This is a genomic window from Moraxella macacae 0408225 (genome assembly GCF_000320365.1).
In the GTDB taxonomy this organism is placed as follows: Bacteria; Pseudomonadota; Gammaproteobacteria; order Pseudomonadales; family Moraxellaceae; genus Faucicola; species Faucicola macacae.
Genome location: NZ_ANIN01000001.1, coordinates 158,231 through 175,474 on the forward strand (window position 1 = coordinate 158,231; position 17,244 = coordinate 175,474).

15 protein-coding genes and 2 tRNA genes are annotated in these 17,244 nt (G+C 40.1%); 5 read left to right on the forward strand and 12 right to left on the reverse strand.

Annotated elements, in window-relative coordinates:
• Positions 1-457: 457 nt before the first annotated feature.
• Positions 458-2,626 carry a malate synthase G gene (locus MOMA_RS00710; protein WP_202593243.1) on the reverse strand — a complete coding sequence of 723 codons (2,169 nt, stop codon included), beginning with the start codon at positions 2,624-2,626 and terminating at the stop codon, positions 458-460.
• 273 nt (positions 2,627-2,899) lie between these two features.
• On the opposite strand from MOMA_RS00710, the gene miaE reads away from it, so the two are divergent.
• The gene (miaE, locus tag MOMA_RS00715; RefSeq protein ID WP_009501266.1) at positions 2,900-3,604 is read left to right on the forward strand and encodes a tRNA-(ms[2]io[6]A)-hydroxylase; all 705 of its coding nucleotides are present in this window, start codon (positions 2,900-2,902) and stop codon (positions 3,602-3,604) included.
• A gap of 18 nt (positions 3,605-3,622) precedes the next feature.
• Here miaE and kdsA read toward each other — a convergent pair whose 3' ends face one another.
• Genes kdsA through ileS form a run of 3 tightly spaced genes read right to left on the reverse strand, consistent with a single transcriptional unit; the run spans position 3,623 to position 7,952 of the window.
• Positions 3,623-4,492 carry a 3-deoxy-8-phosphooctulonate synthase gene (kdsA, locus tag MOMA_RS00720; RefSeq protein WP_009501267.1) on the reverse strand — a complete coding sequence of 290 codons (870 nt, stop codon included), beginning with the start codon at positions 4,490-4,492 and terminating at the stop codon, positions 3,623-3,625.
• A 9-nt stretch (positions 4,493-4,501) separates the two neighbouring features.
• A complete protein-coding gene (lspA, locus tag MOMA_RS00725; RefSeq protein ID WP_009501268.1) occupies positions 4,502-5,065 on the reverse strand; it encodes a signal peptidase II in 564 nt (187 codons plus the stop codon).
• Positions 5,058-7,952: an isoleucine--tRNA ligase gene (gene ileS / locus MOMA_RS00730; protein ID WP_009501269.1), complete on the reverse strand. Its 2,895-nt coding sequence runs from the start codon at positions 7,950-7,952 to the stop codon at positions 5,058-5,060. Before ileS ends, lspA begins: the two co-directional genes overlap by 8 nt.
• A gap of 80 nt (positions 7,953-8,032) precedes the next feature.
• Here ileS and MOMA_RS00735 point away from each other — a divergent pair, with 80 nt between their 5' ends.
• The gene (locus MOMA_RS00735) at positions 8,033-8,218 is read left to right on the forward strand and encodes a hypothetical protein (RefSeq protein WP_009501270.1); all 186 of its coding nucleotides are present in this window, start codon (positions 8,033-8,035) and stop codon (positions 8,216-8,218) included.
• Between the two features lie 142 nt (positions 8,219-8,360).
• Here the strand turns inward: MOMA_RS00735 and MOMA_RS00740 are convergent, their stop codons facing one another.
• From MOMA_RS00740 to MOMA_RS00750, 3 genes are all read right to left on the reverse strand, one after another.
• The gene (locus MOMA_RS00740) at positions 8,361-9,944 is read right to left on the reverse strand and encodes a peptide chain release factor 3 (protein WP_009501271.1); all 1,584 of its coding nucleotides are present in this window, start codon (positions 9,942-9,944) and stop codon (positions 8,361-8,363) included.
• A gap of 183 nt (positions 9,945-10,127) precedes the next feature.
• A complete protein-coding gene (locus MOMA_RS00745; RefSeq protein WP_009501272.1) occupies positions 10,128-10,613 on the reverse strand; it encodes an FKBP-type peptidyl-prolyl cis-trans isomerase in 486 nt (161 codons plus the stop codon).
• Between the two features lie 202 nt (positions 10,614-10,815).
• On the reverse strand, positions 10,816-11,070 hold the full coding sequence (locus MOMA_RS00750; RefSeq protein WP_009501273.1) for a hypothetical protein: 255 nt from the start codon (positions 11,068-11,070) through the stop codon (positions 10,816-10,818).
• 321 nt (positions 11,071-11,391) lie between these two features.
• On the opposite strand from MOMA_RS00750, the gene MOMA_RS00755 reads away from it, so the two are divergent.
• Together MOMA_RS00755 and MOMA_RS00760 are read left to right on the forward strand one after the other, a co-directional pair.
• Positions 11,392-13,095, forward strand: coding sequence for an NAD+ synthase (locus tag MOMA_RS00755; protein WP_009501274.1), 1,704 nt, complete (start codon positions 11,392-11,394; stop codon positions 13,093-13,095).
• Positions 13,092-13,592 (forward strand): L,D-transpeptidase, encoded by a 501-nt coding sequence (locus tag MOMA_RS00760; RefSeq protein ID WP_009501275.1) that lies wholly within the window; start codon positions 13,092-13,094, stop codon positions 13,590-13,592. Before MOMA_RS00755 ends, MOMA_RS00760 begins: the two co-directional genes overlap by 4 nt.
• A gap of 12 nt (positions 13,593-13,604) precedes the next feature.
• Here MOMA_RS00760 and MOMA_RS00765 read toward each other — a convergent pair whose 3' ends face one another.
• From MOMA_RS00765 to MOMA_RS00780, 4 genes are all read right to left on the reverse strand, one after another.
• A complete protein-coding gene (locus MOMA_RS00765; protein ID WP_009501276.1) occupies positions 13,605-14,675 on the reverse strand; it encodes an ABC transporter substrate-binding protein in 1,071 nt (356 codons plus the stop codon).
• 99 nt (positions 14,676-14,774) lie between these two features.
• Positions 14,775-15,548 (reverse strand): 2-C-methyl-D-erythritol 4-phosphate cytidylyltransferase, encoded by a 774-nt coding sequence (gene ispD / locus MOMA_RS00770; protein ID WP_009501277.1) that lies wholly within the window; start codon positions 15,546-15,548, stop codon positions 14,775-14,777.
• Between the two features lie 26 nt (positions 15,549-15,574).
• Positions 15,575-15,967: a septum formation initiator family protein gene (locus MOMA_RS09665; RefSeq protein ID WP_161600307.1), complete on the reverse strand. Its 393-nt coding sequence runs from the start codon at positions 15,965-15,967 to the stop codon at positions 15,575-15,577.
• Positions 15,968-16,082: 115 nt separating this feature from the next.
• Positions 16,083-16,159: transfer RNA gene (locus tag MOMA_RS00780), tRNA-Asp, on the reverse strand.
• Between the two features lie 258 nt (positions 16,160-16,417).
• On the opposite strand from MOMA_RS00780, the gene MOMA_RS00785 reads away from it, so the two are divergent.
• A complete protein-coding gene (locus MOMA_RS00785) occupies positions 16,418-17,080 on the forward strand; it encodes a hypothetical protein (protein ID WP_009501278.1) in 663 nt (220 codons plus the stop codon).
• A 53-nt stretch (positions 17,081-17,133) separates the two neighbouring features.
• Here the strand turns inward: MOMA_RS00785 and MOMA_RS00790 are convergent.
• Positions 17,134-17,209, reverse strand: a tRNA-Val gene (locus tag MOMA_RS00790).
• Positions 17,210-17,244: the final 35 nt, after the last annotated feature.

Consider the following 17,244-nt stretch of genomic DNA (forward strand, 5'->3'; position numbering starts at 1 on the left):
AAAAACATTTTTTAGGATTTGGGCAGGTATCGCACGCCCTATCTTTGGTTTACATTCCTAATTTTTAGCTTATCTTTTTTTAGCTATCTTTTTAGCGTGGTGATTAGCAAGATAAATTAATCAATTAGCAATAACAGTATAACAACATTTTGGCAAAAATCAAGTGATATAAGACTTATTTTAGTTATTTTAGCAGCAGATTTTCACATCAATGCAAAAAAAGTTACCTAATCCCAAACAATGTTTGCCAAAACATTACTTTTTGAGATATAGCATACCAATTTTGAAATAATTTGCAACACTTTTTTGCAAATATTTGCTAAATTTTTAAAAAAAGCCAAAAACTGTAAAAAACTGTTGGCAAAAATATGAATTTTTACCAAAAAAAATGGACGGATTAAACGCCCATTTTTTGGTTTTAACAGTTGGTTTTTAACCGCCAAAGTTAAACATCGGCTTAAAGACGGGATTTTAAATCTAAGCGAGCTTTGTGCAGCAGTGGCTCGGTGTAACCGCTTGGTTGTTTTGCCCCTTGAAAAATCAAATCGCACGCACAGTTAAATGCAAGGGTATCGCAACTGTCTGACATGCGTGTGTAATTGGGATCATCGGCATTTTGAGCATCGACGATTTTTGCCATGCGTTTTAACACATCTAAAACCTGCTCACGGCTAACCACACCATGTTCAAGCCAGTTGGCAACGTGTTGGCTTGAAATGCGTAACGTGGCACGATCCTCCATCAGGCCAACATTGTCAATATCTGGCACTTTAGAACAGCCAATGCCTTGATCCACCCAACGCACCACATAACCTAAAATGCCTTGACAATTGTTTTCAAGCTCTTTGGTTTTTTCATCTTGCGTCCAATCAGTGGTTGTTGCCAATGGAATGCTTAACAAATCGTCCAGTGTTGCCGGGGTACGCGTTTTTATGCTGTCCAATACGTCCATAACATCGGTTTCGTGATAATGAATGGCGTGCAAGGTCGCCCCAGTTGGAGATGGCACCCACGCACAAGTTGCCCCTGATTTTGGGTGATTGGATTTGGTGGCGAGCATTTCTTTCATACTATCGGGTTTTGCCCACATGCCTTTGCCAATTTGGGCTTTGCCACGCAAGCCACATGCAACGCCAACATCTACATTCCAACGTTCATAAGCATTTAGCCAATCTTCGTGCTTCATGTCATTTTTGCGTACAAACGCCCCTGCTTGCATACTGGTGTGCATTTCATCGCCGGTTCTGTCCATAAAGCCTGTGTTAATAAAAATCGTGCGTTCTTTGGCTTTACGAATACACTCTTTGAGATTCACCGTGGTGCGACGCTCTTCGTCCATAATGCCAACTTTAAGCGTGTTGTTTGGTAAATTTAACGCCTGTTCTACATCACCAAATAACGCCACGGTAAACGCCACTTCATCAGGGCCGTGCATTTTTGGTTTGACAATATACATTGAGCCTGTGCGTGAATTTTTTAAGCTATTTTTATTTAATAAATCAGGCAAACTACACAATGCCGTCATCAAGGTATCCATTATGCCCTCAAATATCTCTTCACCATCAACCAAAATCGCAGGATTGGTCATCAAATGCCCCACATTGCGCAGCAACATAACCGAACGCCCATGCAAGGTTAAAGTTTTGCCATCAGGGGCGGTGTATTCACGATCTGAATTCATGGTGCGTGTCATGGTTTTGCCATTTTTGACAAACGTATCGGTTAAATCACCCTTCATCAAACCAAACCAATTGCGATACACTTCAGTTTTTTCTCCAGCATCTACCGCTGCAACTGAATCTTCACAATCTTGAATGGTGGTAACCGCCGCCTCAAGCAACACATCTTTTATCCCAGCAGGATCATCTTTGCCAATGGGGCTATTTTTGTCAATTTGAATTTCGACATGTAAGCCATTGTTTTTTAACAAAATTGCACTTGGATTGGCTGTATCACCGACAAAACCTACAAATTTTTCTGGATTTTGTAGCTTGGTGGTTTTTTCGCCAATGTTAACCATCAATTGTCCATTGTCAACCGCAAAACCAGTTACTTGACTGTAATTGGCATCCAACAAAGCAAAATTGTTGGTTAAAAATTGTTTGGCAAAATCGATGACTTTTGCACCACGTTTTGGATTATAGCTGTTGCCTTTTTCGGCACCATCGGTTTCATCAATCACATCTGTACCGTATAACGCATCGTATAAACTGCCCCAACGAGCATTGGCCGCGTTTAGTGCATAGCGGGCATTACGCACAGGCACAACCAGTTGTGGCCCTGCAATGGTTGCAATTTCATCATCTACATTTTCAGTGGTAATGCTAAAATCATCACCAACAGGCACGATATAGCCCAAATCTTGTAAAAATTGCGTATAGGCTTTTTTGTCAAATTGACCGTCTTTTGTGGGGTTTTTGGCATGCCATTCATCAATTTTGGCTTGGATTTCGTCGCGTTTTGCCAACAATTCACGATTGATTGGGGTGTATTTTTTGACGATACGTTCAAAATCTTGCCAATATTGTTCGTTGTCAAGACCAACAACAGGCATAACCTCGTTGGCAATAAAATCATACAGTTTATGATCAATAGCAAGACTGCCTTTTTGAATGCGATTCATAATAAATCCTTATCCTATATAAATAGTGAAAATTAAAATCCGTTGACAAAATAAAAACTACTCAAACAACACTTTGATTATACTAATATAAATTATAAAAATAAAGAAATACAAGCTATTTTTTTAATAAATAATAAAGACAAAGAGTCTTTTGGTAAAAAACTTGGTATAATGCTTTTAACGATTTGACAATTTAACAATCCCCTAAACTTTTAACCATTAACTAAACTTTTAACCATCAAAATATTTCACCAAAAGAAAAACAAAAGACAAAAAATGCCAGTTTCTACAAACCAACTTTCTGTAAACCCACTTGCTTCAAACGCAACTTGCACCGATGACAACACGTCCAATCCAGCAAAAACCGTGGATATTTCGCATATTTTGGCTTTTTTGGGTTGTAAAACCCCCAAAAAGTGGCTCGATGCAGCGGTAAAAAATTTGCCAATTATTATCCAAGATCATGCCAATTGTGAGAAAAAAGCAGGCGGAACGGCGATGAATTTGATTTTTCGTTATCAAAACGCCGAACATGACGAATTACAGCGCAAATTAGCCCAACTGATCCGCGAAGAAATGCTTCATTATGAACAAGTGCTACAAATTATGACAGAGCGCGGACAGCCTTGGCAATATTTATCCGCAGGGCGGTATGCAGGCGGTATGCTTAAACACAAACGCACCTATGAACCTGAAGCAATGATAGATGTGTTAATTATCGGAGCGTATATTGAAGCCCGTTCGTGCGAGCGGTTTGCAGCCTTATCTCAAGTGATCGATGATGAAAAATTGGCACGCTATTACCGCTATTTGTTAAAATCAGAAAGCCGACATTATGAAGATTATTTATACTTAGCACAAAGTTTGGCTACAGAGTCAATTGATGAGCGTGTGGCGTTTTTTCGCGGTGTAGAAAATGAATTAATCCTTACGCCTGATGGTGAATTACGCTTTCATAGTGGCATACCTAATTGGATTTAGCCAATTGGATTAATTGGGCTAGTGCGTGTCTAAAACCGAAAAGCCTTTTACCAAATCATCGATCTGTTTTAGTTGAGTTAAAAACGCCTCAAGTTGTGATAAACGCAAAGCACACGGGCCGTCGCATTTGGCTGCATCAGGGTTTGGGTGGGCTTCTAAAAAAATCCCAGCAATACCCGTTGCTATGCCCGCTCGAGCAAGCGTTGCGATCTGTTCGCGTCGCCCTCCTGCACTGTCCGCCCGTCCGCCCGGTGTTTGTAAACTGTGGGTTACATCAAAAAATACAGGGATTTGCATCTGTTTCATGACATCAAAACCCAGCATATCCACCACCAAATTATTATAACCAAACGCCGTACCACGTTCGCACAAAATCACTTTATCATTGCCTGCTTCTAGGCATTTATTGACAATATGTTTCATCTCGTGCGGGGCTAAAAATTGGGCTTTTTTGATGTTAATAATTGCTTGGGTTGTTGCGATCGCTTGAACCAAATCAGTTTGACGGCTTAAAAAAGCGGGCAATTGGATAACATCTGCTACTTGTGCCACAAGTCTAGCTTGGTAAGGTTCATGCACATCGGTAAGAATCGGTATGCCAAATTTGGCTTTAATTTCAGCAAGCCACTGCATGCCTTTTTCAAGACCAGGGCCACGAAACGAGCTTAAACTGGAACGATTGGCCTTGTCAAAACTTGCTTTAAACACATAGCCAATATTTAAACGCTTGCAAACATCAATATAACTTTCGGCAATTTCAAAAGCCAAATCCTTGCTTTCTAACACATTCATACCACCAAATAACACAAAAGGCAGATGATTGGCAATTTTAATCTCACCCAATTGTGATGGCAATTCAATATCAGATTTTGCCGTTAATTTTGTCATTGTTTTTCCTTAAGAATCAACCAAATTTAAACGCTTACTTTCCAAAAACACCGAGTCAAATAAAATCAATACCACACCAACACACACACCGATATCAGCAATGTTAAAAATCGGATAATCCCACACATCTGCATAATGCACATGAATAAAATCAATCACATAACCGTAAGAAATTCTGTCAATCAGATTGCCAACCGCTCCGCCAAGCACCAAGCCTAAACCTAAGGCGAGCGTTTTGGCGTGTTTTGGAATTTTGGTTAAATAATACGCAATACCCAATGAAACCAACGATGCAAGTCCAGCAAAAAACCACTTTTGCCAACCGCCTTGATCGGCCAAAAAACTAAACGCCGCTCCATAATTATACGCCAATGTCCAGTTTAGCACAGGATCAATCACAGAGACACTTTCGTACAAATCAAACCGATTTTCAAAATAAATCTTGCTGCTTTGGTCAAAAATAATCACCAAAACCGCCAGTGCATACCACACAACCGCGGTTTTTATACCGTTTGCTCTAAGCAGTTGTGTGGCGTTTTGCTTGTCAGAAAGATTGGGCGTGTGATTAAGCATAACGACGGATCTCACCTTGTCCATTTGGCAAGTTTATCACACAACGAGGGCATAGCTTAGGGTGCTGCTCATCACTTCCAACCAAATCACTGATATGCCAACAACGCACGCATTTTATGCCATCGGCAGGTTTAACCACAACATCTAAATCATGATACACAAATGCTTCTAATTGGCCACTTTGTCTGTCTGGGCGTTTAATTTCTTGGGATACGCCTGTTTGTTCATTCACCAACACAACTTGACTGGTGATAAATACAAATTTTAATTCATCTTTTAATTTGGCTAAAGTATTATAAACACGATCGGCGGTTTTAATGGTTACACTTGCAGACAAACTGCTATTCACCAGCCCCTCATTGCGAGCAATATCCAGTTTTTTATTCACCGTGTCTTTTATATCCAAAATAACTTGCCAATCGTCTGTGCTGATATCGCCTAAATTCACCGTTGGAAATTGATACCATTCTTGGGTAAACACATAGCCGTCCGTGCCTTTTAATACCTGCCACGCTTCTTGAGCGGTAAACGATAAAATCGGAGCAATCCAACGCAATAAAGCCTGGGCAATATGATAAATCGCAGTTTGAGCTGAACGTCTTGGGTGGCCGTTTTTTAAGGTGGTGTATTGACGATCTTTGATAATGTCAAGGTAAAATCCGCCCAAATCTTGCGAGCAAAAATGGGTAATTAATTGACAAACTGCATGAAAATCCATATTTGTGTAACTATCACGGATTTTTTCTTGTAAATCAATGGCTTTTTGCACAATGTATTTATCAAGGCTAATGAGATCATCGGCGTGCACCAAGTTTACCTTTGGATCAAAATCATCGGTATTGGCAAGCAAAAACCGCACCGTATTGCGAATGCGTCGATACATGTCGGTGGTTCGATCAAAACCTTCTTTTGACACCGCCATCTCATAGCGATAATCAGACGATCCCACCCATAAGCGCAAAATATCCACGCCCATTTTATTGGCAATATCCGCAGGTTCAAAACCTTTGGTATTGCCTTTGGATTTGGATAATTTATAACCCTTAGCATCTACGGTAAAACCATGAGTAAGCACTTGTTTAAACGGAGGGCGGTGATAAATTGCCTCGCTTATCAAAAGAGATGACTGAAACCAACCACGATGTTGATCGCTGCCCTCTAAATACAAATCGGCAGGGTGATTTAAACCATCAATCTTACCCAACACGGTAAAATTGGTAGATCCTGAATCAAACCACACGTCCAGCGTATCTGTGGATTTAACATACTGTTGACAATCATCATCGGTTAAAAATTCTTCAATCGGCGTATCAAACCAAGCCTCAATGCCACCTTGTTCAATTTTTTGTGCCACTTGTTCAATTAAATTTAGCGTATCAGGGTGCAAACCGCCTGTGTCTTTATGGATAAAAAACGGAATTGGCACGCCCCAAGTGCGTTGACGCGAAATGCACCAATCAGGACGACCGCTTACCATAGCCTCGATGCGATTTTGTCCCCAAGCGGGCGTCCAAATTACCTTTGGAATGTCAGTTAACGCTTGTTCACGCAAGCCCTTATTTTCCACGCTGTTTTGCGTGCTGTTTTCCATGCTTATAAACCACTGCGGTGTGGCTCTAAAAATAATCGGCGTTTTGTGTCGCCAGCAATGCGGATAGCTGTGGATAATCGCATCGTGTCTAAGTAAATGCCCTGATTGTTTTAACGCTTCAATAATCTTAGGCTGGGCTTTATAAATGTGTTCGCCAACAAACACTTCAGCTTCATCTAAATACACGCCGTTGCCCCCAACGGGGTTTTCGGTGGGTAAATTGTTGGCTCGCCCGACATTATAATCGTCGACACCGTGGGCAGGAGCAGTATGCACCAAACCAGTACCGCTTTCGGCGGTTACATGTTCGCCTGTGATAAAAGGCACTTGGCGACTTGTGATCAAAGGGTGAGTAGCCTTTAAACCAACCAACTCACTGCCTTTAAAACTTGCCACAATCTGCACATTATCTAATTGTACGGCTTTGGCGAACGCTTCTACCAAATCATAAGCTACGATAAACAGTTTTTCACAATCGCCAGTTTCACAAACATCAGCTTTGATTAAAGCATAAGTTAATTCAGCGTGTACACTGATGGCTTGGTTGGCAGGTAAGGTCCAAGGTGTGGTTGTCCAAATCACCGCTTGAATGGTGGCGGTTTTTGTATCGGTGGTTTTAAGAAAAGCAAACGCTTGCGGATTAACCAAATCAAACCCCACATAAATGGCGTCTGATTTTTTATCTTCGTATTCCACTTCCGCTTCTGCCAATGCCGAACCACAATCCAAACACCAATTGACCGGCTTTAACCCACGCACCACATAGCCGTTGTCATAAATCTTACCCAACGCCCTGACAATATTGGCTTCTGTTGCAAAATTCATGGTCAAATAAGGATTATCCCAATCACCAAGCACGCCCAAACGCTTAAAATCCGCCATTTGTAGTGCAATTTGGCTTTTGGCGTACTCTCGGCACAGTTTGCGAAATTCAGTGGCACCAACCTTTTGCCCCACTTTGCCAACTTTGCTCTCCACTTTTTGTTCAATGGGTAAGCCATGACAATCCCACCCAGGAATATAAGGTGCGTCAAAACCATCAAGCGTTTTATATTTAACAATAATATCTTTTAAGACTTTGTTAACCACATGCCCAAGATGGATTTGCCCATTGGCATACGGTGGGCCATCGTGCAAAATGTATTTTTTTGCCCCTTTACGCGCACGACGGATTTGTGCGTATACGTCATTTTTTTGCCAATCAGCAAGCCAAACAGGCTCACGTTTTGCCAAATCACCGCGCATGGGAAAAGGTGTATCAGCAAGGTTTAAGGTATCTTTGTAATCAATTGTCATGACTGTTTGTTCCGTTATTTTTGAAATTAAAATATGTTTGCAATTAAAAAAGAGATAACCGCTTATTATAAGCGAAAATTATGCCAATAACAATCATTACACCAACCACAATCACCACGCCCCACAATCACCACGCCAACTGTCAACCAAACACAAAATTTAGCGGTTTTTTGGATTTTGTTTGGGTGGTGTTTGGTTTGGTAAAGATCGATCAGGTTTACGACTGCTGCGATGCGGAATCAATAGCAAAACAGCAACAATGGTGAATTTTAAGAGTATGGTTTTTTTCATTTTAGTGCAACTTTGTAACCTTAACCTTTGTAACCTTAACCAAGGCTTACTATTAAGATATGTTTATTATATAATTTAGTAACACTTGATTATAGTATAAGTTATATCGGTTGTCAATCAATGCTCTCGTGTGCTGCTAAACTCAATTTCAGGATAGCGATCCTGCATAAGCTGTAGATTGACACGGCTTGGTGCAAGATAAGTAAGATAGCCACCGCCGTCTACTGACAGTTGGTCGTAGGCTTTTTTCTTAAATTTTTCAAACACCGCTTTATCATCACAACGCACCCAACGCACCGTTGCAATAGACACAGGTTCAAACGCACATTGCACTTTATATTCCTCAAGCAAACGATGCGCAACCACTTCAAATTGCAAAACACCCACCGCCCCTAAAATCAAATCATTGTTAATCTGTGGCATAAAAACTTGTGTTGCGCCTTCTTCTGACAACTGTTGCAAGCCTTTTTGCAATTGTTTGGATTTTAGCGGATCTTTTAGCACCACGCGACGAAACAATTCAGGAGCAAAATGCGGAATGCCAGTAAAATTCAACACCTCGCCACTGGTAAAACTATCGCCAATTTGAATCGTACCATGATTGTGCAAACCGATAATATCACCTGCATAAGCTTCTTCTAAGGCTTCGCGATCGCCTGCCAAAAAAGTTAACGCATCTGACACACGCACCTCTTTGCCAATACGCACATGATTCATTTTCATGCCACGCTCGTATTTGCCAGAACACACACGCATAAAAGCAATGCGATCGCGGTGTTTTGGATCCATGTTGGCTTGGATTTTAAACACAAAACCTGTAAAATTTGGCTCATTTGCCAAAACCACGCGCTCTAGTGCTTCGTGATCTTTTGGTGCAGGTGCGTATGCAACCAAGGTATCCAAAATCATATTTACCCCAAAATTGCCAAGTGCCGTACCAAACAGCACAGGCGTTTGCATACCGTTTAAAAATTCATTTTTATCCCAATCTTCATGAGCCATTTGCACAAGCTCTAGACTTTCTTCAAACTGTTTAAACGCCAAATCACCAATTTTAGCACGCACATCAGGATAATCGTAACCATCTCGGCTTTCAATTTCAACAATTTCACCACCATGCCCTTTTTGGTAAAAATAAGTTTTGTTGTCTAATAGATTGTACACACCAACAAAATCTTGCCCCATACCAATTGGCCAACTAAACGGTATACATTTGATTTTTAGTACATTTTCAATTTCGTCAAGCAAAGCCAACGGATCTTGAATTTCGCGGTCAAGTTTATTGACAAACGAAATAATCGGCGTATCACGCATGCGACACACTTCCATAAGTTTAATCGTCCGCTCCTCTACCCCTTTAGCACCGTCAATTACCATGAGTGCACTGTCTACCGCCGTAAGCGTGCGGTAAGTATCTTCACTAAAATCAGCATGCCCTGGGGTATCAAGTAAATTTACCATACAATTGGCATACGGAAATTGCATAACTGAAGTGGTGATAGAAATACCACGCTCCTGCTCCATACTCATCCAATCTGAGGTGGCATGTTTGTCAGTTTTGCGTGATTTGACCTCGCCTGCTTTTTGAATAACCTGCCCCCACAGCAGCAGTTTTTCAGTCATGGTGGTTTTACCAGCATCAGGGTGGCTGATAATAGCAAAAGTGCGTCTTGTGTTGATTTGGCTTTGTAATTGATTCATGGCAATCTTTGTCAAAATTAAACTTTGTCAAAATGAAATAAAAAAAACGTGTCATTATAGCATTTTTACCCCAAAATACCATAGCACGCTTTTAATCTTAAATCGATCGTAAACAACAGATCGTAAACACAAAAAAAGAACGCAAAACGTTCTTTTTTCAATAACAAAATTTTATCAATCAAATTAATGATGATGTCCGCCAACACCATGCACATGACCGTGTTTTAGCTCTTCGTCCGTTGCTTCACGCACTTCTACCACTTCCACATCAAAATGTAGCGTCTTGCCTGCCAATGGGTGATTTGCATCGACAATTACCACATTGTCTTGAACATCACGCACCGTTACCAACATAACTTGTCCGTCTTCAGTTTGCGACTGAAACTGCATGCCTGCTTCAATGTTGTCAACACCTTGAAAATTTTCACGAGGCACTTCTTGCACTGCACTGTCTTCAAACTCACCATACGCATCCGCAGGAGCAACACTTGCGGTAAATTTATCACCAACCGTTTTGCCCTCAAGCTGGCTTTCAAGCCCTGGAATAATATTTTGAAAACCGTGTAAATACGCCAAAGGCTGACCTTGTGATTGATCAAGTACATTGCCCTCATCATCTTTTAAGGTGTAGTTAAAATATACCACGCTGTTGTTTGCAATCGTTGTCATCGCTTGTTTTCCTATAAAAATAGATAAAAGTAAAAAATAGATAAAAAGGGCTTAAAAGCCCCATGTTTAAACTTAATAACCCAAATTTAATAACATAAATTTAATAATAAGGTTAAAAATTGATTATTCAAGGCAAAAACTTATTTTTATTGATTTTTTATTGAGAATGCTTTAGTTTTGATTAAAAATCATGGTCGCTAAATCATGGTTGCGATGCTTGGTAAGTTTTACCTGCATAAAAATCCGCCTGGTGCTCTTGATTGCAAAAAAAACGCTCTTTATCCACAATCCCTCGCCATTCAGCCAAACTGTGTTGACAAAAATCACAATTTCTTAAGGTCAAATTATCCCCTGCTTTTGGCATATAATAACCTTTTGGTGGACGCGGATACATAAATTTCATCGCAACCCAACTACACGCCACAACAACAAACATCACAAAAATAAACGAAAACATAACATTTCAACAGTTATTAACTCAATGATTAATTCAATAAAACCGTATTAAATCAATGATTAACCAAAAAATCAAGCAAACTTTTGAGTGTTTTTGTAAAATTTTATCAAAAATCGTGAAAATTACCCGAGAGTATATCTTTATTTGTTGCTATACATGGCAATTTCTTTATAATAGAATGCCAGATTTAGCACAATGTTTTGGTAAAAATGTTTTGGCAAACAAGTATTTTTGGCAAACAAGTATTTTAAAAAACCATATTATTATTATTTTTTAATTTTTACTAAACAGTTACAATTAAATACACAAGGAACAATAATCATGTCAACGACAATGAACAACGAACAAGCCACAAGCGATCCCACCTTAAACCCTGATATCAAAAATCAGGACAATTTTGACATTGGATTAAGAATCGCCATTGCCCAAGAAAAATTTATGGTAGGTGATGTCATCAACAATGCAAAAAAAATGGTAACATTGGCAAATTTAGCCCATAAAAAAGGGGCAAATTTAATCATTTTTCCTGAGCTTGCATTGCTTGGTTATCCGCCTGAAGATTTGCTATTACGCCCAAGTCTTGCTAGCCGGATAAAATTGGCATTTGAACTGCTGTTTAGCGTCAAAGACATCGTGATGTTGGTCGGCTATCCACACATTGATCAGTATGGTACGTTTAATTCGGTTGCAGTGATACACAATGGCCGCCAAAAAGCCTTTTATCACAAGCAACATTTGCCAAATTATGGGGTGTTTGATGAACGGCGATATTTTAGCACAGGTCAAAATCAAGTATTGTTTGATTATCAAGGCTTAACAATTGGCTTATTAATTTGTGAAGATTTGTGGCAAGAACAACCGATCAAATTGCTTAAAGAAAAAGGGGCGGATTTGATAGTGTGTATCAATGCATCGCCGTTTGAACAACACAAACAAGAACAGCGTAAAGCCCTATTAAAACAACGTGCCGGAGAACATAAATTACCCATTGTGTATGCCAACAGCGTGGGCGGACAAGATGATTTGGTATTTGACGGCGGTTCCATGGTGGTAGATGATACTGGCAATGTGGTGCATGAAGCCCCTCGTTTTTTAACACATACCTTATACGCATCGATTCGTATGGGTGATAACAACAAGCCAATACTTTCACAACAACGTAAAGCACCGTTGGCGTTAGGACAAATTGCTGAAACTTATCAAGCCTTGGTGGTAGGGTTGCGTGATTATGTGCAACATTCGGGTTTTAAAAGTGTGTTAATCGGTTTATCAGGTGGGCTGGATTCTGCTTTGACATTGTGTATTGCCGTAGATGCACTCGGATCAGACAAAGTGTATGCAGTGAGTCTGCCAAGCCAACACACACAGCCTGCCTGCGTCAATAACGCCCAATATCAAGCCCAACGCCTAAATGTATCGTTTACCATTTGTCCCATTCATTCAATCATAGATGGGCTGCGTCATACCCTTGATCCACTGTTTAACCACACACCAATTGATATTACCGAAATTAACCTAGAATCGCGCGCCAGAGGCACGGTGCTGATGGCGTTGTCTAATAAATTTGGACAATTGGTCTTAACCTCAGGCAATAAAACCGAAATGGCCGTCGGTGATACCACATTGTACGGTGATATGGCAGGCGGTTTTGATGTATTAAAAGACGTTTACAAAACTCAAGTTTACGCCCTAGCCAACTATCGCAATCGCTTAGAGGATACGCCTGTCATTCTTGAACAACTGGTTCATCGCCCAGAATTACAAAATGTGCATATTTTAGACGATTATGATCAATTAGACAAAATTTTAGAATTATACATTGACAAAGATTTTGGTTTTGATGCAATTATCGAGGCAGGTTATGACAAAGATGTGGTGCAACAAGTGTTAACTTTGGTTGATCGTAACGAATACAAACGCCGTCAAGCACCCATTGGCACAAAAATCAGCCATAAAGCCTTTGCCAGAGAACGCCGTTATCCACTGGTAAATTATTGGACTCTTGAAATGCCAAAATTAACATGACAATCTATCCATTGATCCAAATTTTTATTGCCAAACAACAGCTTGTTTTACATTTATCCGATCATCAATTTGAAACTTTTAGCGTATCTACTGGCAAAAACGGCACAGGACAACAAAATGGTTCAGGTTGCACACCGCTTGGCAAACACCAAATTTGTGCAAAATTTGGTGAAAACCTACCTCCAAATAGCGTGTTTGTCGCTCGTCAATTTACAGGTGAGATTTATAACACTGCCTTGGCTTGTCAATTTGTTGATAGAGACTGGATTTTGACACGGATTTTGTGGCTAGATGGCTGTGAACCAAGCATTAACCAAGGCGAAAACGCCCTTGGCAACTGTGATAGCCGTTCGCGCTATATTTACATTCATGGCACACCAGATAGCGAACCGATGGGCATACCAAGATCGCACGGCTGTGTGCGAATGCGCAATGCTGATATTATGACAGTTTTTGCCAAAGTTAACATCGGCACAATCGTTGAAATTTATCCATAATAGCCCATAAATCTATTTTGCTTTGCCATAAGTTAATGCAGGCGTGGTATCGACGTTTAGTGCTTTTTGCAATACCGAATCAGGAAAGGTTAAACCTTGTAATTGTGCATGTTTTGGACTGACATACAACGTCAACTCATTCATCACCGCAGGGGCAACTTGGTTAACAGGCGTACCGTCAAGGATTTTTACCACCATTTTGCCAGTTGCCCGTCCAAAATCATAATCATTCACTCCAAGAGCAGCTGCCGCCCCACGACGCACACTAAATTCATCTGAAGCAATGATCGGTAATTTTAAAGTATTTGCCGACTCAACCATAGATTCCATAGCCGATGCAACATTGTTGTCTAAAGATGTGTAAATCATTTGGGCTTTACCATCTAAGGCTTTGGTTGCCATTGCAATTTCATTGGGGCGGTTGGTTGGAATTTCTACCAATTTTAGCCCACGTTTTGGCAATTCTGCATTCAAATCGTTTTTTAGCGACACCGAATTCATCTCGCCTGCACTGTACACATAACCAATTGCGTTAACATTTGGCATAATTTGTTGCATAAAATCAAGCTGTGGTGCTAACGGTAATTGACTGGAAAGCCCTGTAATATTGGCTTGTGTTGGTTGATTGTTGCTGTCAATGAGTTTGGCTGCAATAGGATTAGAAACGGCGGTATACACAATCGGAATGTCTTTACTGGCCGCTGCCATAGACTGAGCCGATGGTGTGGATAATGCCACAATCACATCAGGGTTATCTGCCACAAATTGTTTAGAAATTTGTCCAACAATAGCCGTACTGCCTTGTGCTGACTGAAAATTTACAGTCAGATTTTTGCCTTGTTCATAGCCTTGGGCTTCAATTTCATCAATCACGCCTTGGCGAATGGCATCTAACGATGGGTGCTCTACAATCGCTGTAATTGCCACGGTTTTGGCAGGTTTTGTGGGGGCAGTTTGGTCCGCTTGACTGGCGACGGTAGCAGGTTCGGCGGTGTTTTGTGCATTGTTGTTTGTATTAGAACAAGCGGTTAACCCCATCAATGCAGACAACGCACCAAAATGCAAAACTGATAAAACTTTCATCAAATCTCTCCAAAAACAGTATGGTTGTTTTGTTCATGTTAGATTGAAATGCGATATTTCAATGTACTAGTTTAATAGTACATATCATAACACAAAAATTTAACCAACAAAACTGTTTTTGCAAAAATTTTTGCTTAAAAAAACCTCGGCAAATTGCAAATCTTCAGCAAAAGTCAATTTGATGTTTTGTTGACTGCCTGCAACCAACAGCGGTTTTTTGCCAAAATACTCAAACAAACTTGCCTCATCGGTAAAGGCAATGCTGTCCTCGATCGCCCTTGTCAAAAACGCATACAAATCCGTTAACGGAAAAAGCTGTGGCGTTTGGGCAAGCCATAATACACTTCTATCAAGGGTTTTTTCACTAACCAAGCATTGATTTTGAAAATTTTGCACAAGCCTGTGTTGTTTCACCGTATCTTTTATTGGAGTTGCCAACAATCCACCAGATTGATAATTTTTATCACAAACAGTATGAATTAAATTTTCAATATCTTTTGGATTGACGCACGGTCTGCCTGCATCATGTATCAACACCCAATGCGACTGCAAGTCAATGGTTGCATTTTGCACGTCTTTAGCCACAGCACACACGCCATGATATACTGAATGCATTCTTTCTGCACCGCCCACAACCCAATGTATTGGCAACTCAAAATTTAGCGATTTTGCCCAACCGTCATCAGCAGCCACCACCAAATAACAACTGTCAATCACCGATACTTGACTAAGCGCAGACACAGTATGCTCCAGCACAGTTTTACCATGAATTTGGCAATATTGTTTGGGAATGTTTGCACCAAAACGCTTGCCTGCCCCCGCTGCTACCACGATGGTATGGATAATATTTTTTTTGGCGATATTTTGCATCATAAATAAATCGTTAATTAAGTTAAAATTTATGGTTTGATAGCGTTTTCATCGTTTTTTGGCGGTTTTGGTTGCTGATTGTTTTGAAAGTTAGGCGAATCAACAAGGTGATGATCTTGTGTGTCAAACTCACCAATCACTGTAGACATTTGCACAAAGGTTTCACCCGATTTTATCAAACCCAAATCCACTCTTGCGTGCTCTTCGACCGCCTCCAGCCCATTTTTTAGATCTTTGACATCAGCCAACAGTACTTTATTGGCTTTTTGCTGTTCGTCATTGACATATTGCTGCTCGGCGATTTGTTTGTTTAACAACGTCAAATCACGATGGCCATTTGTACCAAACCAATATTGGTATTGCAAGGCTAATAGCACCACAATGGCAAACAATATCATAATCACTTGGCGAATATAAGTCATACTACAACTCATTGATAATTGATAAACAATATTTTGATAAATAATATTTTGATAAACAACATTGATCAATAAAATAAAAACCCCAAACCTAGAAAGATTTGGGGTTTTTGTGTAATGGCGCAGCGGACGGGACTCGAACCCGCGACCCCCGGCGTGACAGGCCGGTATTCTAACCAACTGAACTACCACTGCGTATAAAATTATTGCCATTGTTGGTTGGCTTGCTTGCGTATTATATAGATTTTTATGTACTTGTCAACCAAATTTTTAACCAATTTTGAAAATTTAAGAAAATTTTGGTGTTTTGAAATCTTAGTGTTTTGAAATTTGGTATTTTTAAGCGGTTTATTTTTTGTAGCAAATCTATACTTTTTTGTTATATTATATGATAAAATTGTTTAAAAAAGTAAGAGCAACAAAAAAGCACAAAACAATTAAGGATATCTATGTATGCCACCCAACGCCCAACGTCAAAACAGTCATAAACGCCAAAAAACATGGGTATTTACCATTGCCCTACACCTGATTTTAGCAATCGCTATCATTGGCTACTGGTATAGCAAACAATCACCAAAAACTCCTTTACCAAAAACCACCATCTTAGAAACCACTGAGATTAAACTTTTGCCATCGTTAACCAAAAAATTTAGCCAATCCACCATGCAACCTGCCTTGACGCCCGCAATGACCACCACCGAAACTGAGCGTCCTTTGACCAGTTATGTCAAAAATATTCAGCCCAAACAATCCACGTCAGCTTTGCTTGATGGCAGAACACAACACGATGGCAAAATACAGCACATTGGCTATACCAAAACCTCGATCGCCACCGATCAAGATCCGATCAGTCATGATGCCAATGACAACCAAAAAATATCCGATCCCAACAATCTGCCGATTGATTTATCCAAAAATGACTTACCCAAAAAAGATCACGAAGAATTTAGCAGACCGATCCAAAATCACAACAAACAATTACAAGAATCAAAATTGCAAGAATCAAGCAACAAAAACCCAGCCATCTCCTCCAATCACAACCAATCACAAGACATTGGCATACTAACTACAGCCAACATTAAAACCCAAACTACCAAACTTAACCCAGTATTATAAATACCACAACCAATAAAAAACCCCAACTTTATTAAAAGTTAGGGCTTAAAATTTGGTGGGTCGTGACGGATTCGAACCGCCGACATTCTGCGTGTAAGGCAGACGCTCTACCAACTGAGCTAACGACCCTTGATTTGGTAATCTAAATCCAGTTACGTTTAGAT